Origin of the sequence: Wolbachia endosymbiont (group A) of Gymnosoma rotundatum (assembly GCF_947250765.1) — a bacterium.
In the GTDB taxonomy this organism is placed as follows: domain Bacteria; phylum Pseudomonadota; class Alphaproteobacteria; order Rickettsiales; family Anaplasmataceae; genus Wolbachia; species Wolbachia pipientis.
In genome coordinates this window covers 989507-1009634 of record NZ_OX366347.1, presented here as the reverse complement: position 1 = coordinate 1009634, position 20128 = coordinate 989507, and the positions used below count along the sequence as shown (strand labels likewise).

19 protein-coding genes, 1 tRNA gene and 2 pseudogenes are annotated in these 20128 nt (G+C 34.9%); 14 read left to right on the top strand and 8 right to left on the bottom strand.

Going from position 1 to position 20128, the window contains the following annotated elements; translation table 11 throughout:
* Window position 1: 1 nt before the first annotated feature.
* Together uppS and OOK97_RS05040 are read left to right on the top strand one after the other, a co-directional pair.
* Window positions 2-697, top strand: coding sequence for a polyprenyl diphosphate synthase (gene uppS / locus OOK97_RS05045; RefSeq protein WP_015589050.1), 696 nt, complete (start codon window positions 2-4; stop codon window positions 695-697).
* Complete coding sequence (locus tag OOK97_RS05040; protein WP_015589049.1) at window positions 687-1313, top strand: phosphatidate cytidylyltransferase; 627 nt, start codon at window positions 687-689, stop codon at window positions 1311-1313. Before uppS ends, OOK97_RS05040 begins: the two co-directional genes overlap by 11 nt.
* Window positions 1314-1329: 16 nt before the next feature.
* Here OOK97_RS05040 and OOK97_RS05035 read toward each other — a convergent pair whose 3' ends face one another.
* Both OOK97_RS05035 and coaD read right to left on the bottom strand, forming a co-directional pair.
* A complete protein-coding gene (locus tag OOK97_RS05035) occupies window positions 1330-1521 on the bottom strand; it encodes a zinc-finger domain-containing protein (RefSeq protein WP_264705074.1) in 192 nt (63 codons plus the stop codon).
* Window positions 1522-1589: 68 nt separating this feature from the next.
* Window positions 1590-2096 carry a pantetheine-phosphate adenylyltransferase gene (gene coaD, locus OOK97_RS05030; RefSeq protein WP_264705073.1) on the bottom strand — a complete coding sequence of 169 codons (507 nt, stop codon included), beginning with the start codon at window positions 2094-2096 and terminating at the stop codon, window positions 1590-1592.
* Window positions 2097-2175: 79 nt separating this feature from the next.
* Between coaD and OOK97_RS05025 the strand changes: the two genes are divergently transcribed.
* The 3 genes and pseudogenes from OOK97_RS05025 to OOK97_RS05015 form a co-directional block, all read left to right on the top strand.
* A tRNA-Phe gene (locus OOK97_RS05025) sits at window positions 2176-2248 on the top strand.
* Between the two features lie 90 nt (window positions 2249-2338).
* On the top strand, window positions 2339-3343 hold the full coding sequence (locus OOK97_RS05020; RefSeq protein ID WP_253303203.1) for a gamma-glutamyl-gamma-aminobutyrate hydrolase family protein: 1005 nt from the start codon (window positions 2339-2341) through the stop codon (window positions 3341-3343).
* A 221-nt stretch (window positions 3344-3564) separates the two neighbouring features.
* Window positions 3565-3943, top strand: a pseudogene (locus OOK97_RS05015) (IS4-like element ISWosp8 family transposase); the annotation flags it as partial.
* A gap of 46 nt (window positions 3944-3989) precedes the next feature.
* Here OOK97_RS05015 and OOK97_RS07620 read toward each other — a convergent pair.
* Window positions 3990-5082: pseudogene (locus OOK97_RS07620) on the bottom strand (IS3 family transposase).
* An 85-nt stretch (window positions 5083-5167) separates the two neighbouring features.
* Between OOK97_RS07620 and OOK97_RS04995 the strand changes: the two are divergent.
* Window positions 5168-5761, top strand: a complete 594-nt coding sequence (locus OOK97_RS04995) for a hypothetical protein (RefSeq protein WP_244226866.1) — start codon at window positions 5168-5170, stop codon at window positions 5759-5761.
* A gap of 180 nt (window positions 5762-5941) precedes the next feature.
* On the opposite strand, the gene gatA is transcribed toward OOK97_RS04995, so the two are convergent.
* A complete protein-coding gene (gene gatA / locus OOK97_RS04990) occupies window positions 5942-7411 on the bottom strand; it encodes an Asp-tRNA(Asn)/Glu-tRNA(Gln) amidotransferase subunit GatA (RefSeq protein WP_264705071.1) in 1470 nt (489 codons plus the stop codon).
* A 389-nt stretch (window positions 7412-7800) separates the two neighbouring features.
* On the opposite strand from gatA, the gene mtaB reads away from it, so the two are divergent.
* Together mtaB and OOK97_RS04980 are read left to right on the top strand one after the other, a co-directional pair.
* The gene (mtaB, locus tag OOK97_RS04985) at window positions 7801-9027 is read left to right on the top strand and encodes a tRNA (N(6)-L-threonylcarbamoyladenosine(37)-C(2))-methylthiotransferase MtaB (RefSeq protein ID WP_077188084.1); all 1227 of its coding nucleotides are present in this window, start codon (window positions 7801-7803) and stop codon (window positions 9025-9027) included.
* A gap of 66 nt (window positions 9028-9093) precedes the next feature.
* The gene (locus OOK97_RS04980; RefSeq protein ID WP_264705070.1) at window positions 9094-10032 is read left to right on the top strand and encodes a P44/Msp2 family outer membrane protein; all 939 of its coding nucleotides are present in this window, start codon (window positions 9094-9096) and stop codon (window positions 10030-10032) included.
* A 7-nt stretch (window positions 10033-10039) separates the two neighbouring features.
* Here OOK97_RS04980 and OOK97_RS04975 read toward each other — a convergent pair whose 3' ends face one another.
* Complete coding sequence (locus OOK97_RS04975) at window positions 10040-11527, bottom strand: type II secretion system protein GspD (protein ID WP_264705068.1); 1488 nt, start codon at window positions 11525-11527, stop codon at window positions 10040-10042.
* A gap of 134 nt (window positions 11528-11661) precedes the next feature.
* A complete protein-coding gene (locus tag OOK97_RS04970; RefSeq protein ID WP_065095203.1) occupies window positions 11662-13026 on the bottom strand; it encodes an ankyrin repeat domain-containing protein in 1365 nt (454 codons plus the stop codon).
* 490 nt (window positions 13027-13516) lie between these two features.
* Between OOK97_RS04970 and OOK97_RS04965 the strand changes: the two genes are divergently transcribed.
* A complete protein-coding gene (locus OOK97_RS04965; protein ID WP_174515743.1) occupies window positions 13517-13660 on the top strand; it encodes a hypothetical protein in 144 nt (47 codons plus the stop codon).
* Window positions 13661-13814: 154 nt separating this feature from the next.
* On the opposite strand, the gene OOK97_RS04960 is transcribed toward OOK97_RS04965, so the two are convergent.
* Complete coding sequence (locus OOK97_RS04960) at window positions 13815-14489, bottom strand: septal ring lytic transglycosylase RlpA family protein (RefSeq protein ID WP_319803565.1); 675 nt, start codon at window positions 14487-14489, stop codon at window positions 13815-13817.
* A gap of 26 nt (window positions 14490-14515) precedes the next feature.
* Between OOK97_RS04960 and murC the strand changes: the two genes are divergently transcribed.
* From murC to OOK97_RS07530, 4 genes are read left to right on the top strand one after another with little or no spacing between them, the layout of a single operon-like run.
* Entirely contained in the window at window positions 14516-15940 is a 1425-nt protein-coding gene (murC, locus tag OOK97_RS04955; protein WP_264705066.1) for a UDP-N-acetylmuramate--L-alanine ligase, read from the top strand.
* A gap of 4 nt (window positions 15941-15944) precedes the next feature.
* Window positions 15945-17219 carry a phosphopyruvate hydratase gene (gene eno, locus OOK97_RS04950; protein WP_264705064.1) on the top strand — a complete coding sequence of 425 codons (1275 nt, stop codon included), beginning with the start codon at window positions 15945-15947 and terminating at the stop codon, window positions 17217-17219.
* Window positions 17207-18229, top strand: coding sequence for an Obg family GTPase CgtA (cgtA, locus tag OOK97_RS04945; protein WP_264705063.1), 1023 nt, complete (start codon window positions 17207-17209; stop codon window positions 18227-18229). The genes eno and cgtA overlap by 13 nt, the downstream gene beginning before the upstream one ends.
* A 52-nt stretch (window positions 18230-18281) precedes the next feature.
* Window positions 18282-18440, top strand: a complete 159-nt coding sequence (locus tag OOK97_RS07530) for a hypothetical protein (protein WP_237357337.1) — start codon at window positions 18282-18284, stop codon at window positions 18438-18440.
* Here OOK97_RS07530 and OOK97_RS04935 read toward each other — a convergent pair.
* Window positions 18437-18577 carry a hypothetical protein gene (locus tag OOK97_RS04935; RefSeq protein WP_153296801.1) on the bottom strand — a complete coding sequence of 47 codons (141 nt, stop codon included), beginning with the start codon at window positions 18575-18577 and terminating at the stop codon, window positions 18437-18439. The genes OOK97_RS07530 and OOK97_RS04935 overlap by 4 nt on opposite strands.
* Window positions 18578-18704: 127 nt before the next feature.
* Between OOK97_RS04935 and fumC the strand changes: the two genes are divergently transcribed.
* A complete protein-coding gene (gene fumC, locus OOK97_RS04930) occupies window positions 18705-20099 on the top strand; it encodes a class II fumarate hydratase (RefSeq protein ID WP_264705061.1) in 1395 nt (464 codons plus the stop codon).
* The last annotated feature ends 29 nt before the right edge of the window (window positions 20100-20128 follow it).

Sequence of the window (20128 nt, the reverse complement as noted above, 5' to 3'; positions counted from 1 at the left end):
AATGTTGAATCAAGAATCTTTACCGAAACATTTAGCAATTATTATGGATGGTAATGGTAGATGGGCGAACAATCAAGGAAAGGTAAAAATTGATGGTTATAAAAAGGGCAGTGAAGTTGCATACGATATTGCCAAGTATTGTACGGACCTAACCATACCCTACTTAACTTTGTATGCATTCTCTATGGAGAATTGGCTTAGACCCAAAAACGAAACTGACTGTCTATTTGATTTATTTTACTCCGTTTTAACTAATGAAGATAAAGTCAATTTCATTTGCAACTGTAACATTAAGTTGAATTTTATTGGCAATTTAAGTCTGTTATCCAGTAAAATATTGGATCAAATTAAAAAAGCAGAAGAAATGACACATAAGAACGATGGTTTATTACTCACTGTGGCAGTCAGTTACGGAGCAAAGCAAGAAATTACACAAGCTATAAGCAATATTATAAAAGAAAATATTGCTTATGTATCAGAAGAGGAATTTGAAAAATTTCTGTATACTAAAGATTTGCCAAAATTGGATTTATTAATTCGCACTGGCGGCGAAAAAAGGCTAAGCAATTTTTTATTATGGCAAGCAGCTTATGCTGAATTATATTTTTGTGATACTTTATGGCCTGATTTTTCTTGTCAAGATTTGAGTAAAGCATTAGAAGATTATACAAAAAGAGAGAAAAAATATGGTAGATAATAATTTTATAATTAGAATGTTGTCCTCAATAGTAATATTATTCATATTTTCCTTTGCTACATATTTCAGTGATTTATCGTTTTACCTATTGATTTTTTCAATAGCAGTTTTATCTTCTTTTGAATGGTATAATTTAACCCAAGGAAATAAAATTTTATACGTTTTTGCATTATTATTGATTGCACTACCAAGCGCCTCATTAATATATTTATATAATCTACCACAGGGAAAATACGCATTAGTGTGGTTCGTCTTAACCATTTGGGGAATTGACGTTACTGCCTACCTATTTGGTAAGAATTTTGGTGGAGCTAAAATTTGCCCAATTCTTAGCCCTGGAAAAACTTGGACAGGACTTCTTGGTGCGATTTTAGCTGGAGTAGTGTGCACAATTTTTGGATCAATATTTTTTGGTCTATTTTCAATTTTTTATTCTCCAATCATTGGCCTTGCAATTGCTATTCTAGCGCAACTTGGCGATTTCACTGAGTCGCTTGTTAAAAGAGCTTACGGTGTTAAAGATAGTGGAAATATGATACCTGGCCATGGAGGAGTGCTCGACCGTATGGACAGCTTCATTTTTACTGCCCCCCTTATTGCTATTTACATAAGCTAAGTCTGCAGAAGTGCCATTAGAGGTCATCCCTAATTAGCTCTCCAACCGCTTCTACAGTGCAGTCATGGACAAACGTCTTTTCACAATAAGGGCAGGCTATTTTCTCTTCTTCTCCCATATCTAAATATATTAATGGATGGCCAGAACCCTCATCATTCTCATCACCATGACAACAAACTTTTCTATTATTAACCCTCACTTTTGACATGCTACTCCTTTAGCTTATAACATTTTATATATTAAATATACCTATCCAGAAATAAAAAACAACAAGCACTATTCTCCATTTTTTATCCTATTCAGGTTAATCAATTCGCTTTGAACGCCTTTTGATACAAATTTGCTAACATCTTCTCCTAATCTTGCTATTTCCTTTACAAAGCTTGATGAGATAAATTGAGTATCTTCAGAAGCGGGAAGAAATATGGTTTCGATTTCAGGAAGAAGTTTATAATTTACCCAACTCATTTGAAACTCGTAATCAAAGTCTGACACTGCTCTTAATCCTCTAATAATAACAGAAGCATTCTGCTCTTTGGCAAACTTCACTAGCAACCCATTAAAAGATATAACATCTGCATCAATTCCTAGCCCTTTGATTTCATTTTTAGCCATGCTTGTGCGTAGCTTTGTGTCAAAGGCAATATGCTTATTAACGTTTTCTGCAACTCCTATTATTAATTTATCGACTAGTTTACACGCTCTTTTGATTATGTCAAGATGCCCAAAAGTTATAGGGTCAAATGTGCCAGGGTAGATTCCTATTTTGTCATTAATGTTCATCCTTTATTTTTATAAACTACTTTAAAAACTTTTGATAGACATAATAACATTTTTTATCTAAAAATAAAAGTATACAGTTGGCCTGATAGCTCAGTTGGTAGAGCAAAGGACTGAAAATCCTTGTGTCGCTGGTTCGATTCCTGCTCAGGCCACCTTCTCTTTCTTACCAAATTTACCTTTTTGTTGTAAAACGTTCTATAATATGTTATGATATTGATATAAGTGTTGAGAGGGTAAACTATATGTATAGATATTATAGCAGAATATTTAATATCTTATTAATTATAGTTCTATTATTAAGCAATATTACTTATGCTGGCGTTAGTGAAAAACCGGCATCTCAACATGTAACCAGAAAAGAAGAACCAGCGTCAACTGTCTTGACGGCAGAAAATACAGTAAATAATGACATAGTTGTTGGTTTGTTGAAAAAGGAAGGAGCATTTGGGCGTGAGGTATCTCAAATTTATGAGATATTCAATAATTTTGGAGTTAAAACCGTACTCATTGATTACAATAAAATAATTAACCTAACAGGAATCCAAGAAAAGTCGCTTATCTTTGCAAAACAAGATGAAGTGTTGGCGCTAGCACTAGACCGAATAAAAATTGAAGTTGCACGATTCATTAAAGAGCAAAAGATAAATAGAATATTTATTCTAAATGATCTTCATCAGCCAAAAACTCGCATTGCTGATTTTTACAACGATCTTGCTACTAAAGCAATTGTAAAAATAGTAGATGACAATCCTGCAATTCATTTACTTGGCATATGTGGTGGGTTACAAGACATTATGCGTGCAAAAGGAATTGAAGTAGCGGGTTATGAAAGACAGCAAAAGACCCATTTAATGTCAGCGCTTAATCCAAAGCAGGAAGATGTGCCTTTACAACAGATAAAGATTGTTCCAAATAGTCGTTTAGCAGAAGTAGTAGCCAAATTCCTAATACCTGATGAAAATGGTTGGTTTTCAACATATTTTCCAGATGCTCATTCAGGAGCAGTAAGTAATACACCAGAAAATAGAAGAAAATTGGAGTCACTTGGATATAAAGTTGCAGCATTTTCCAGTGAGGGGGTAATAGAGGCTATTGAAGATAAGCATGGTAATGTTCACTTTCAAAGTCATCCAGAAGCCCTTGTTGTGAAGTCAGATAAAAACCTCTATTTATCAAATCACAAGGAACGTCAAGTGTCTACACTAGTTGCTATAGCGATTATGAATGATTTTCTTTATCGTGCTTAATGGCTATAGCTTTAGGCTTACCGACGATTTGATAAACGATAGATTTGTCATGTATCCGTTCAGGCAATGGCGTCAACTTAAGGAAAAATATCAGCGATAGTGTATAAAATTTCTCTCCAAATTTTTTATCATTAAATTATCCAAAGAGTGCAAGGGACAGCACTTTTGTTTCTATTTTATTGCAACAAAAAAGTTTAAAATGTGTCTTTTTTAGGTGAGGCATGCAAAAAGGAAAAGATCTTATCTTACAAATTAAAAATGCAATATACTCGAAAACTTTTCAGAAAATCCATTGTGTTGAGTTTTACACGAACAAGAAAACTTCCTTTTTCGACAGTATTTTCTATGATTTTAAAGTTAGTTAAAAAAAGTTTGGGAATAGAATGTGAACTTATGGAGCCATTGACATGTACCCTCAAAGCAAGCTTTTTCTAAAGCAAGGTATAAGATTTGCCATACAGGCTTTCAAGAATTTAAGCATCCAAACAGCCTATCAGGATGAACCTGAGTTGGAGAGGCTATAGACTTATTGCAGCAGATGGTTCTGGTATGAGATTACCCAGCTCTGGGGAAATTGTATCCGAGTTTGAACCAAATGGAAACTGACCTTACCCAGAAAAAGTGGAGAGAAAGTTTGGAATGTTTTTCACAAAGAGAATGATGAATCAAAATGCTCAGGAATGCAATAGTTAATAGTGACGTTGTTTGTTATAAAAAATTTCTATGTATTCAAATATTGCAGTTCTAGTTTGTTGAGCAGAGTGTTGTGAAGTATCAATAAGTATTTCTCTTTTCAATGAGCTAAAGAAGCTTTCCACAACAGAATTGTCGTAACAACAACCTTTATGACTCATCTATGTTTTTTATGGATAAGAGATATTGATAACCTTGCGAAGTATATTGTGAACCTTGATCACTATGTAATAGTAGATTTTTGGCAGGTTTACGCTTGTTAACGGCCATTAATAAAGAGTCCATAACCAATTGTTTATTTATTGAACTGCTCATTAACTACCATGCGTGAATATAGATCGATTATTGTTGCCAAATATAGCCATCCTTCTTTGGTTTTTATATAAGTAATCCCATACTTTATTTGGTTGATCGACAATAAAGTTTTGGTCTAATATATTGGGAGCTACTGTCCGTTTGTTGTTTCTTAATTTTAAATTTTCTTCTCAATATAGCCTGAATACCATTTTTCTGCATAATACTTTGCACTGTTTTTAAGTTGCAACTTTTACCCAAAGCCTTTAATTCAGCATGAATTTTAGGAGCTCCATATCTACATTTAGAAGCTTGATATATTTTTTGAATATCTGCTAATAACTCTTTATTTGCTGATTCTCTACTGCTTATTTTCCTTGTAGTCCACTTATAGTAGCCACTAGCAGAAAACCCTACATAATTCCTGCACTTTATAGTGTTTACTATGCTCTTTTATGAAAAAATATTTTACTCTTTTTGACTGGCCAGGGCTTTTTTTAAAATGTCTCTTTCTCTTGTTACTTTTGCTAACTCTTTCTGTAAATCAAATCTCTCTTTGTCATAAGGTGCTACATCTGGAAATGCATTTGCCGCTGACTTTTTTCGTTATATTTCTTCATCCATTTTCCTAATACACTATCCCTTATTCCTAGATCTCTTGCTACTTTTGCAACTGGTTGACCTACCTTTCTTTGTTCATTTGCCAGCTTAACAGCTTCCAATTTGAATTCTGCCGTATATTCTCTTGCCATTTCTAATCCTCCAAAATTTTATTTTACCCGAAAAAACTCCTTTCTTTCTCTCCACTTTTTCTGGGTAAGGTCAGTATGGGAAAAGGTGAAAGATGTACTAAAAAACCCAGAGATGATAAAAAAGGAATACCAACGTAGAGTATTAGAAAATAAAAATGATGAATCATCAGAGAAAAAGTTTGCAAGAAGAGAAAATCAAATAAAAGAAGGTATCGAAAAATTAATGGAAGATTATTATAGTCAAGAAAATGCAGGAGAGAAAGGATATATAAGCGAGGAAGAATTTAAACAGACAATGAGAAAAATGAAAGAACGCTTACAAGGGATAGAAGAAGAGAAAAAAAAGGTAGTTGATCAGAAGGCAGTAGAAAAAGGAATAAGTCTTATTATAAATAGCATAAAGAATTTTTATTCTAGTGTAAAATCGAACCTGGAACAGCTAGATTGGCAAACTAAGCGCGGCATTATTAAAGCATTAATAGGACAAATTAACATTGGTTGTGATCAGGTAGAAGTAGGATTTCAGATCGAAGAACCAGCACAGGATGGGGGAATTCTTAATTTGTATCATTGTACTACACATCATAATAAGGGGGTTGGCAAAATGTGTCAAGCAAGTTTTTTCGTTTCTATAAATCTGGATTTCAGCGTTATGCGATGGAATGACAACGTGAGGTAAATTTTTCAACATCCCAAAATTACAGAATTCAGTCTGTTTAATTAAGTGTGAACTGTTACACGAAAATTTTGTAAACAGATTAATATACCCTGTTTTTGCTATTCATCTAAAAATGGAACCATAGAGTACGTTGAGGAGCGTAAGCAAATTTTAATGCAAAAATTACTATCAAAAAATAGATTATGCAAGAGGTCTAATTATTCTGCCGCAATTTTGCTCTATCACACTTGCCACATTTAATATTCCAGCTTCATCATAATAATTTCCAATCACTTGCAAGGCAAGTGGTAAACCCTCATTGGAGAGCCCAACAGGAACAGAAATAGCAGGCAATCCTGCCAGACTTGCCGGCACAGTAAACACATCATTGATGCACATAATTAACGGATCTGGCTTTTCATTTAAGCCAAAAGCTTCTGTTGGAGCAGATGGCACAAGTATGTAATCTATTTTTTCAAACGCTTTTATAAAATCATTTCTGATTAATGCCCTAATGCACTGCGCTTTTTCGTAATATTCATTATAATGACCTGAAGAAAGCGCATAAGCGCCAATTAAAATTCTTCTTTTCACCTCTTTACCAAAACCTTCTGCTCTTGTTAGTGAATACATTTCTTCAAGGGTATCAGCATCAACCCTTAATCCATAACGCACACCATCGTAACAAGCAAGATTGGATGAAGTTTCAGCAGAACAGATTAAATAATAGACTGGTATTGCATATTTAGTATGTGGCAGAGTAATGTCAACAACTTCAGCGCCATTTTCTTTTAAATAGGAAGCAACTCTTTCCCAATTATGAACTATTTCCTCTGAAATTCCATCCATCCTATATTCTTTTGGTATACCAATACACTTACCCTTGACATCACCATTTATAAAGCTAGAAAATTTAGGCACTGGCTTTTCGCTCGATATTGAATCTTTTGTATCATAGCCACAAATTGCTTCCAGCATTAATGCTGAATCAGAGACAGAACGAGTAATGACTCCTGCTTGATCCAGAGAACTCGCAAATGCAATCATACCAAAACGCGAGCATCTTCCATAAGTTGGCTTTATTCCAACTACTCCACAATAAGCTGCTGGTTGGCGTACAGATCCACCGGTGTCGCTCCCTAACGCTCCAGCGCATAAAAATCCAGCAACCGATGCTGCAGATCCACCAGATGATCCACCAGGAACAACTTTTTCCCCATCACTTTTTCTAATCCACACATTTTCAACAGGGCCAAAATAGCTATTTGTGTTCGCAGAACCCATAGCAAATTCATCCATATTAAGCTTACCGAGCATGGCTGCTCCACTTTTTAAAAGCAAGTCAGACACCGTAGATTCGTAAGTCGGAACGAAATTTTCCAGCATTTTTGAGCATGCTGTTGTTTTTATTCCTTTTGTACAGAATAGATCTTTGATGCCAACTGGTACACCCATGAGCGGCGAGATTAAATCATCCTTTTGCCTAGAGAAATGTTCATCTGCAGCTTTAGCAGCTTTCATTGCTATCTCTGGGGTTTTTGTTATAAATGCATTTAATTTCTCATTTTCAACCGCACTGATGTGCGCCTCTACGAGTTCAACGGCAGAAAAACTCTTTTTTTTGAGCCCGTCATGCATTTGTGTAATACTTAACTTTCTTAGTTCATTCATCAATATTTAATTTTTAGCAAGACGTTAATTATAACATGGCACGATAAAAAATCCATACATTTATAGTTACAGCTAGAAATGTAGCTAAGGTAACTTAGATTCACCGATAATCGTCATCCCGCTACTTGTTAGCGGCTAAGAGATACCGCAGCGGTATGACGTAGAAGCTATACTTTTATACTCACCAACTCAGTATCCAATCCGGATTGTATCTTAAAAAGGTCAAAAGACTATAATAAGCAAAGGAGTGATACTGTATCTGAGTGAAAATCGTTGAGATCCCAGTGTCTGCTGCTTGCATAGCATTTATTTACAAAAAAATAGTCATGCAAGAGACTTTGCTTGGATATTTGATATAATTTAGGTCTATTAAAGCAAAAAATACTAACATGAATGAAGTGATAACATTTGGTTGTCGTCTAAATTTTTACGAGAGCGAGTTAATCAAAGAAGCACTAAAAAAAGCAAAGAGAGAAAATGTTGTTGTGGTGCATAGCTGTGCAGTGACAAACGAAGCAGAACGTCAGGTAAAGCAAAAGATACGTAAGATTTACAAAAATGATCCAAATAAAGAAATTATCGTAGTTGGTTGTGCTGTTCAGTTGGATCCAGAAGTTTACAGTAGCATTCCTGGTGTAAGTAAAGTGCTCGGTAATCAAGATAAGCTAAAAGCTGAAAATTACTTACTAAATGACGATAAAATCTTGGTCAGTGATAACCAAGTAGAACCTGTTCTAATTAATGGATTTGAAGATAAGTCAAGGGCATTTATTGAAATTCAAAATGGTTGTAATCATAGCTGCACATTTTGTTCAATTACTGAGGCAAGAGGGAATAATCGATCTGTGCCAATAAACAGTATTATAGAGCAAATCAGGATCTTTGTAGAAAATGGATATCAAGAAGTAGTGTTTACAGGGGTTGATATTACTGACTTTGGTACAGATTTGTTGGGTAAGCCATCACTTGGTTCAATGATTAGGAGAGTTTTAAAGGATATACCAGAGTTGAAGAGGCTAAGACTTTCCTCTATCGATGTTGCTGAAGTTGACGACGAATTAATGGATTTAATAGCTAATGAGTCAAGACTTATGCCTCATTTACATTTGAGTCTACAATCTGGTAATAATTTAATACTAAAGAGAATGAAGCGTCGTCACAACAGAGAACAAGTGATAGAATTTTGTCATAAAATGAAGAGCTTGAGGCCTAATATAGCATTTGGCGCTGATATTATTGCTGGATTTCCAACAGAAACTGATGAAATGTTTCAGGATACAGTTGATTTACTGAAAAAAACAAATATAGTTTACCTACATGCTTTTCCATATTCAGAGCGGAAAAATACACCTGCTGCACGAATGCCACAAGTACCAGAGAATGTGCGTAAAGAACGAGTAAAAAATTTAAGAGAAGTAAATAAAGAAATTATGAGCAGTTTTTGTCAATCCTTGATCAACACTAAGCAAAGTGTTCTGGTTGAGCAAAATAATGTCGGTAGAGCAGAAAATTTTGCATTAATAAAGCTTGAATCAAGAGCGCAAGCTAAAAGTATTGTGAAAGTTAATGTTACAGGCGTAGAGAATAATTATTTAATTGGAAATACTCTTTCTTAATTTTTGTACATTAAAGAAATATATGATATGATGGTTATACTATAAATGATAATTATGGGTTCATTTGTGATAACTAAAAGATCTATTACTTTATTTTTGATTTTAATTTCATGTGTCTATTTTTTTATTACTTATATCGGTAATTATGTACACGTTGAACAAGTTATTGGAACACAACTCTTAAAACTAGAAACGGACAATAATGAAGATGTAATGCATTCTAAAGAGGTTACTGAAAAAGAAGTACTAACAGAGGATTTAAAATATCAAGAACCTGAAAATAGTCCTATTGAACAACCTTCTATTCTCCAAGTAGCTGATCAGAAAAATATGTGGTCACGTATTGCAGATCAAGCTGAGCCTACAAAAGAAAAATCAAAAAAACTTGATTTTTATGTTAGCGCTAACGGTGGTAAGGTATACCATGATAATTCAGAAATATTTGTAAAGGGTATAAAGGCAATAGGGGAGAGAGTCCTAACTTTAGTTGAAAGTCATTATGGTTTTATAATAAAAAATATAGTGGCAGATGAAATTAAAAGTATACAGCAATTTGATGGTAAAATTGATTTCCAGTGGTTTAGCAGCATGTCTTTAGGTTACTATGCTGGAGAAAATGGTAAAATTGATTTTGAAGCCGCGTATTCTATAGCCAATATTGAAGATAGTAATTCTCCTCCGGTATTTGATAAATCAGCAAGTATATTTGCGTTTTTGTTAAACTTCTATTATAATCCCAGCGTTCAGGATACACAATTTGCTCCGTACATCGGTCTTGGTATAGGACCAACAGTTTTTAGATTAAAAAGGATTAATGGGTCACCCCAAAATTCAATGCCACTGAATGTTCCTTGGTTTGCTTATCAAATAAAACTTGGTGTTGATTATTCAATAATCCCAGAAGTCAAAACCTTTCTCGGCTATCGTTACTTTAGCGTTCCGATACCTGTTGCAGATGACATATCTACTCACAATATTGAAATTGGTTTGATATTTAATTTTTAGTGATAATTTAATATATATATAAATTCTTATCTTTTCTATCTAACAAACCAAATGTTGGTACGATTGTTGCTTTTAAAAAAATGACAGTTTCTACTGTTCTAATATTATTCGCTAGCCTTTTTGACTTCTGGTGCAATAAGCTTTGCTTATCTTCTCTATGTTCTATAAGCCCGCCGATTACCATAATTTCACCGCTCTTAATTTTTAACATAGAGTTCATTTCTCTGATTTCAACAATTGGAATGTCGCTATTTAATTTCATTTTACTCTGCTGTGCGACGTACTCTATATCTGGATCTTTAACGTAGCCGTTAATTCTTGATAAAGTTGGATGTATATCCATGAATATTTCACTAGTATCAATGTTAATGCTTGGGTGGATTATTAGCACAATACCTATTGGAACGCTATTCATCTTGGTAATTAAGGTCTGATTAGAGTTTCTAGTATCTTTTTGTATATCGGAAGTAAAATAAATATGGTTTTTAGTAAATGAAATCATCGCTTGCTGATTATTTATAGCATGTACTCTGGGGCTTGAAATTACAGTTGAAGTGCCAAATTTGTCTAAATTTTTTACTAAATCTCCTAGATCATTCGCACCAAAGTTCATTGCTAGGTTAATAATGGAGTTATCTTGATTTATTATAGACTTAGTTCCATCTTGTAAGTCATTTAAGTTCATACCAGAAAGGTATTTGTCATCTAGCACAACTTCAACTATTTTTGCCTCTATCATTACTTGAGAGGACGCTAACTTCTTAACCTTATTAATATATTCTTCAACAGCTTTGTGGATATCTTTTCTAGCATTCAAAATAATAACACCAGCTTCTCTGTTGGATGAAAGGAATTCGCCATCATCCACCCCGTTAACATCCATTATTGCATTCAGGCCTTTTTCTAATGAATTCCATAAGTCACTACTGTATTGAGACTTCATAACATTGTTATAGTCCCTATCAACGTTACTTCCATCACTGTTAGTAATATTGTTACTAATGACGAAACTGCTTTGAGCAGAATGTTGAATATTGATGAAGTCTACGTAATAATTTTGTGCGTATGGCAAGTCCTGCTCAATTCTAATTACACCATTACTTGTTGAGTAACGCAGTTTGGCGCTATTTGCTATACTCTGAATTACTTCGTTTATATCCTTATCTTTTAGCTTTAAAATAATATTACCTGATATTTTTGGGTCCATATCCAAGTTAACGTCAGAAAGTTTTCCTATCTCAATCAGCAAATCCTTTACTGATACTTCTTCACTAACATTAATAGAAATAAGCTGATTACTGATTGTGAGATCGGGAAACTCTATTGGTAAAGGCATAATTTCTGGTATTGCCGGTTCATTAATCTCCAAAGAGGTGTTATATTGTTGCAACGGATAATCGTGCTTATAATTGTCTATGTTAATAGGATATTGCTTAGTAGGTAGATGTGTGCAAGAAATAATGAAGAGGAGTATTAAGCATTTAAAAATAGCCATTAGAACAGCATACAAAATCTATACTAATAGATTTCTATAAAAATATTAAAAATGTATTTAATCTCATTTTCATCGAGCAGATAATTGTCGTGTATTAGCTTTGGCTATGTATTTTTTGTATACTTTTCTTGTACTTAAATGTAGACCAGCATAGCCCTAATTTTTTTATATATTTTACTTCTTTCTCTGTATTTAATAATAGGCTTGAAAATAAATGGTAAGCCTATAATTGTTAAGCTTAGAGCTAGGGTTGAAAGTATACAACAGGCTTTGTGTTTACTATGTAGCTCTTTCAGGTAAAGCATCAAAAATCTACAAAATTTTTTGTAATTTTCTTCGATGTTTTTTTTGCTATGAGCCTTGCTAATGAACATATCTATTGCGGTATGACCGTTATTGCACTTAATGTTAAGGTCTGCACCTTTTTCTGTTAACAACTGAGCTATATCAAAATAATCCTTTTGAACAGCAAGATGTAGAGGTGCAAAACCTTGTTGCTCACAAATGTTCATATTGGCTCTAACTTCCAATAACATTTTCACAATTTGTGTATGGCCTTTTTTAACTGCGAGTAGCAAGGGAGTTCTGTTACATTTAGTAACAGCATTAACGTTTACCTTAAGCTTCAATAAGAGCTTAACTGTTTTAGTGTTACCATTATGGCTAGCTTTATGCAGCCTAGCGTTACCATTAAAATCTTGATCGTTTGCTTCTATTCCCTTTGAAACAAGAAATGTTACCATTTTTCTATTATTATGCTCAATAGCGCAATCTAACGCATCAAAACCATGGTTGTTTTTTGTGCAAAAAAACTCTTTAAGTTTAATTTTATCGTTACTTGCTTGCTGTTTTTTTGCAATAAGTTTTACTATTTGCATTTTGTTGTTATACGCTGCTAGGAAAAGCGTAGTGTTATTTTCTGCATCTTTGGCTTCTATATTTGCACCTTTCTTTATCAGATATTCTATAATTTCTGCTCTGCTGTCATAATGTGCGGTGCATTGATAAATGGTTAAAAACAAAGGAGTACGAAAATTGTTATCTTCACATTCGAGATTTGCTCCGCTATCAATTAAAATTTGGACGCTTTTTTTAGAACCGTATAGTGAAGCTATATGAAGAGGAGTATAGCCCTCTTTGGCATCTTTTTCATTAATTTTTGCGCCTTTTGTTATCAAAAAATCTATTAATTCCGTGTCATCTTGTAGTGCAGCAAGGTGCAGTGGAGTGAATCCATTTTTATCCTTGGAATTAATTGTCAGTTGGTTAACAAAAAGTTTAGCAACTTTCTTGTGTCCATGCATAATGGCGTAATGCAGAGGGTTTCTATTTTCGTTGTCTACGACATTGAAATCAGCTTCGTGCTCTAGTAATGACTTTACTCCAACTAAATCGCCTTCTTTTGTGAACTTATGCAAGAGAGTGATTCCACTTGCATCTTTTGAGTTAATATCAAATCCATTTTCTACTAATTGGTTTATATCTTCCTCACGCGCCATATCACTTAAATCTCTAATTAAACTCTTTTCGCGTTAATAATACTCCTACTTGATTAAGTTTAAATGAATCTGTGAGAAATGGCTAGTGCATTCTTGCATAACAAACTTTTGGCAGCGCATTGGATGAAACGAAAAACTTACTTGACAAACTCCGCCAGCCCTCTTATCATGAAACTGAAGCTATTTATTTATCTTCGCAATCTCTGCGGTGGATTAATGACAAAAAACTTAATGTATTTGGCGTAAATCATGCTTAATTTTTTGCACTATGTGCACCTCATGTCTTTATAAAACTTTTAGGTTTCTACCTATACAAGCCGAAACGCGCTTATAAAGTGTTTAAGACAGTAAAAGACGTCAAATAGACAAGGGAGAATTTGAATACTAGCTACCCTAGGGTTTCTTTGCCTTTTTTTTCATTTGGTAAATTTCTTAATATTTATAGCTAAACGACAACTGTCATTCCTGTAAAGGTCAAGTATCCCGCTACTTGTTAGCGGCTGAGATACCGCGAATGAATCGCGGCATGACGGTTCGCGGTGGCATGACGATAAGCTCGTCATCCCGCTACTTGTTAGCGGCTGAGATACCGCGAATGAATCGCGGTATGACGGTTAGCGGCGGCATGACGTAGGATTGCTGTCATTTCGCTACTTGTTAGCGGCTAAGAGATATCGCGGTGGTATAGCTATAAATTGTTGATATCTTTTTTATATCACATTTTTAACTTACAATAGTTAGCCAGCGTTCCTTACATTAACCAAATCTTTCAAATTCTGCACTCACCACTACCTATAACTCACTTTCACGCAATATTGATCGTTCTTAAAAAGCAATCTAACATTTTTTATTCCTTGATTGCGAAGCTTTGATGCAGCTGATTTAGCAGCCTGAGCACTTTTAAAAAATGCAACATATCCCTTACTTTCTGCACTGTCTTGTTTCGGATGACGTTTCTGCATTTCTTTTTCATATTGCTTTCTGTAATGAGGAGTATTTTGTATCAATTGTTCTGACATCTTTCTTAGGTATTGAACTTTTACTTTTGCAAGCCCAGATTTATGAAATCCTAAGACTTGAGCTGCTTTTTCTGATAAGTCTATTATTCTGCCTTCAATAAAAGGCCCTCTATCGTTAACCCTTGTAACAAGCTTTCTTCCATTTTCTAAATTAGTGACAAGAACAAAGCAGGGTAAGGGCAAAGTCTTATGCGCTGCAGAGATCAAGTGACGGTTAAACGCTTCACCATTTGCTGTAAGTGTGCCATGATCTTCTATTCCATACCACGATGCTATCCCTATCTCTTCATAGTGTTTACAGTTTTTTGGATAATAAGTTATACCATTTATTGTGTAGCTGCTGCCAATTTTATAATGACCTGCAGTGCAGTTAAACCTGTTGCTAACACTGCAGCTACTTATCAAAACAAATATTAGGCATAGAAAGGTTAGGTTTTTTATCATTGTATTCGGTAAGAGGGTTCGATACTATGAGGATTTTAAATTATACTATAATAAATTTAGTAATGAGTAAACATCTACTGCTAAATATTAACAAAACTCAAAAAGAAATAATACATATTATTGGTATAGGTGGAATTGGAATGAGTGCCATTGCTGAAATTCTTCACAATTCCAATTGTAAAGTTCAAGGCAGTGATACGCAGTCAAACGACAATGTAGATAGGTTACAAAAGCTGGGTATAGAGGTTTATATTGGTCACAATGCTGATAATATAAGCCAAGCTCAAATAGTTGTACATTCTTCTGCAATAGAATTTGACAATGTGGAGTTAATTGCGGCAAAAAATAACAATAAAACCGTTTTGCATAGATCAGACATACTTGCTGAAATTATGGAAGGTAAATATGTGATAGCGGTTTCAGGTTCAAGCGGAAAGACAACAACAACGGCTATGATTGCTTCCATTTTTGATCATTCTAATATCGATGCAACTGTAATTGTGGGAGGAATACTAAATTCGTATCAGAGTAATTCAAGACTTGGAAGGAGTAACATTTTTTTAATCGAAGCTGATGAGTCTGATGGAACCATGCTAAAAATTTCTGCAAATATTGCTGTCATAACGAGTATTAACGACGATCATATGGATCATTATGGTACATTTGACGATATAAAAAATGCGTTTTCTCAGTTTATAAGCAAAGCAGATTTTGCAGTTTTGCCTGATTCTGTAGGCATTAATTATGATGCAGGTAACTCTATGATGTTTGGGTTTGAGAATGGTAGCATAAGAGCCAGCAACATCGAACAACATAATAACAGCATGGAATTTGATGTGTTGATTGACAATAACCACAGAATAAAAAACGTAGTACTAGCAAACGCAATAGGTATTCACAAAATGAGTAACGCCTTGGCTGCAATATCAGTTGCGATAAAACTCGGGATTAGCGATGCAGAGATTAAAAAAGGCCTTTTGGAATTCAAAGGAGTAGCAAGAAGATTCTCTTTGATTGCCAATATTAAAGGTGTTAAGTTAATTGAGGATTATGCCCATCATCCAAATGAAATATATGCAACTTTAACGGCTGCACGTTCGATTACTAAAGGAAAGGTGATAGGAATTATCGAACCACTTCGTTTTGCTCGCATTCGTAATTTTTTTGATGAATTCATACGAATTTTTATGATATTTGATTATGTCATCCTCACTCCTGTTCATCCCCCAGAAGACAAGCCTATTCCTGGTTGTGGAATTGATGATATACAAAAAGCTTTAATCAGTAATGGATTTAATAACACAAAAATTATGAATGATGCTTTGCTCATTTCACATTTTATTAGTGATTCGACAAGTCCAGGTGATATAGTATTATTTATTGGTGCTGGTAGTAATATAGCTAAATTGGCAAAAGAAACTGCAGCACTTATTGCGGAAGTTAAGGTTTAATGCAATGAATAAGATAATCAATAACGTATTTGCAAGAGAAATTTTAGATAGCAGGGGTTACCCCACTGTTGAGGTGGAAATTGAACTCTGTGATGGAGCAATAGGTAGGGTATCTGTACCTTCTGGAGCTTCAACCGGTAAATTAGAAGCCTTGGAACTCAGGGATCAAGATGAGAAAAGGTATTGTGGTAAGGGAGTGCTGAAAGCTGTTCAAGTTGTAAATGGAATGATAACAGATAAAATCATTGGAATGAATGCAGCGGACCAAAATGCAATTGATAAAGCATTAATTGAACTGGATGGAACAAAAAACAAATCAAAACTTGGAGCAAATGCAACTTTGGGTGTGTCTCTTGCAGTTGCGAAAGCAGCAGCAAACAGTTTCAAAATGCCGCTATATAGATATTTGGGGGGAGAGCAGACAAGTGTTATGCCGGTTCCACTCATTAACATAATTAATGGCGGAGTACATGCAGACAATAAGCTCGATTTCCAAGAATTCATGATTCTTCCGGTCGGTGCTGAGACTTTCAGTGAAGCTATCAGAATATCTGCGGAGGTGTTCCACAACTTACGTAGCATTCTTAAGAAAAAAGGTTATAGCACAAACGTAGGAGATGAAGGTGGTTTTGCACCAAATATTGAAAGTACTGAAGAAGCACTTGACTTGATCATATACGCTATAGAATCAGCAGGTTATTCAGCGCAAAGTGATTTTGCACTGGGTCTTGATGTTGCTTCATCTACTTTTTATGAAGATGGAATTTACAAATTTGAAAATAAAGAGCTTACTTCAAAAGAATTGACTGAATACTATTGTGACCTTGTGGAAAAATATCCAATAATTTCTATAGAAGATGCAATGAGTGAAGACGACTATGAAGGTTGGAAATTACTTACTGCAAAATTGGGGAGTAAAATTCAATTGGTTGGGGATGATTTATTCGTTACAAATTGTGAACTAATAGGCAAAGGAATAGAAGAAAAAATGGCAAATGCTGTGCTGATCAAGCCAAATCAAATAGGGACATTAACAGAAACGTTTAATGCAATTGAAATGGCAAAATCAAATGGCTATAAAGCTGTTATTTCTCATCGCTCAGGTGAAACAGAAGACACAACAATATCTCATATAGCAGTTGCATCAAATTGCGGGCAAATAAAAACCGGGTCGCTATCGCGTTCTGATAGACTCGCGAAGTATAATGAGCTAATGAGAATAGAAAGCGCATTAGGAAAGGATGCTAAATATTATCGTGGGTTAGCATGGGTTTTATAGACGAAGTAAAATTGTGTTTAAAAGCTGGTGACGGTGGTGATGGCTGTGCAAGTTTTCGTCGAGAAAAGTTCGTTGAATTTGGTGGTCCAAATGGTGGTAATGGAGGAAAGGGTGGAAACATAGTTTTCATCAGCGACGCTAATCTCAGCACTTTGCTTCATTTTCGTTATAGAAGACACATTAAAGCAGATAGTGGAAAAAATGGTGCAGGCAGGGATAGATCTGGCACAGCAGGGAAAGACGTTATACTTAAAGTTCCAGTCGGTGCACAAATAATCGATGAAGAAAGTGAAGAGATAATAGTCGATCTTGACAAGCCTGGTATGGAATTTCAAGTAGCACAGGGTGGAAAAGGTGGACTTGGAAATACTAATTTTAAATCTTCTACTAATAAGGCACCAAGACATTTTACTTACGGTCAGCCTGGCGAAGAAAAACATGTATTATTAAAACTAAAAGTTTTATCAGATGTTGGAATTATTGGCATGCCAAACGCAGGTAAATCAAAATTTTTGACTCGCTGCTCAAATTCCGATACAAAAGTAGGCGATTATCCATTTACCACCGTAAGACCCCACTTAGGTGTGACAAAAGTAGATGATAGCGAAGTTATAATAGCAGATATTCCTGGAATAATCACCGATGCTCACCTTGGAGTTGGGCTCGGACATAAATTTTTAAAGCACATAGAAAGGTGTAAAATTTTACTTCATTTAATCGATGTAACTCATGATGATGTTATTTCGGCTTATAATTGTATCCATAATGAATTGGAACTTTACAATAGTGATCTTGTTGAAAAAGAAGAGATTGTAGTATTAAACAAATGCGACTTATTGAGGGAAGCAGAAATTCTGGAAAAGAAGAATCACCTAGCTAATTATCTCAATAAAGAAGTGCTGTGCTTATCAATTAATGGTGATTTACAGCCTATTTTAAGATTATTAAGTGAAAAATTGAAAAAGAGTAATTCTAAGGAAATCGATGTATATGATCCTTTTAAGATGTGAATTTCATTTATTTTATCATATAACTAGAATATATTTGTACGAACATTTGTTTTTGTTAAACACAACAAATCCCAGTGTCAGCTACTTGCATCTACCACACAACTGTACGAACATTGCAATTTGCAGGCAATTTGCGTGGCAGATGGTGTCATCCCAGTGCCCAGACACTGGGATCCAGCCTTTTCATAATCATCAAAACGTTGTATTTTAACATAAAACGGCTACTTTTATGCTTACCAACTTAATAAAATTTCTGGATCCAAGTGTCAAGCACTGTGATGACATCATAGGGGCGCTGGGATGACACCCTCCTGCTAGACAATGTTCGTACAGTTGTACATCTACCATGCAAGTTACCTGAAAATTGCAATGTTCGTACACTTGACTACTTGGATCTAGTATGATTTAATTAACCAAGAAGTAGGCATGAAAAAATTATGTAGTGAACCAGTTTGCATAACACCAGGAGGAAAATATGGATAGAAAGACGAGAATAGAATCAGACAGCTTAGGGGAAGTAAAAGTACCAAGTGAACATTACTGGGGAGCGCAGACTCAGCGTTCTTTAGAAAATTTTAAGATTGGCACAGAAAAAATGCCAGAGCCTCTGATTAAAGCATTAGCAATAGTAAAACTTGCAGCAGCACATGTTAACATGAAGCAGGGTAGCATAGATAATAAGGTAGGGGACGCAATCTGCGCAGCCGCAAAGGAAGTAATAGATGGCAAATTTAATAATGAATTTCCGCTTGTTGTTTGGCAAACCGGATCCGGAACGCAGACTAATATGAATATGAATGAAGTGATCAGCAATCGCGCAATAGAGATTTTAGGTGGTAATTTGGGTAGTAAATCTCCGATACATCCAAATGATCATGTGAATTATGGTCAGTCGTCAAATGACACCTTTCCAACAGCAATGCATATAGCAGCAGCAGACCAGATAAACCGCTTGCTTATTCCAAATCTTGAAAAATTGCATAAGGTGCTGGATAATAAGGTTCAGGAATTTAAAGATATAATAAAAGTAGGACGTACTCATCTGCAAGATGCAACGCCCCTAACACTAGGACAGGAGTTCTCTGGCTATGCAGTCCAGATTAAAAAGGGGATAGAGAGAGTAAAATCAACTTTAAGTGATATATATGAGCTTGCACAAGGTGGCACTGCAGTTGGCACGGGACTCAATACTAAAAAGGGTTTTGCTGAAGATTTTTCAAGCCAAGTTGCAGAAATTACTAACCTTCCATTTACTTCAGCAGGCAATAAATTTGAAGCGCTAGCAGCAAATGATGCTTTAGTTGAGCTCAGTGGAACACTCAATACAGTAGCAGTCAGTTTAATGAAAATTGCAAATGATATAAGGTTGCTTGGTTCTGGTCCAAGATGCGGAATTGGGGAAATAATGTTACCGGAAAATGAGCCTGGTTCTTCAATTATGCCAGGTAAAGTGAATCCAACTCAGTGTGAAGCGGTGACTATGGTATGCACTCAAGTTATGGGAAATCATGTTGCTGTAACCATTAGTGGTTCAAACGGTCATTTTGAATTGAATGTGTTTAAGCCAGTGATAATTTACAATGTTTTGCAGTCTATAAGACTTTTAGCTGACGCAAGTTTAAATTTTACAGAAAAATGTGTAGTTGGTATTAAAGCAAATGAAGAGAGGATAAAAGATTTACTGAATCAGTCGTTGATGTTGGTCACTATATTAAATACGCATATAGGGTACGACAATGCAGCAAAAATAGCGAAGCTTGCTTATAAAGAAAATATCACTCTAAAAGAAGCAGCAGCAAAACTTCAACTGCTCACTGAGGAAGAGTTTGAAAGGATAGTGAAACCAGAAGAAATGGTAAATTATTTGTAACCGCTCACACTTAATTCTTCAATCTCACT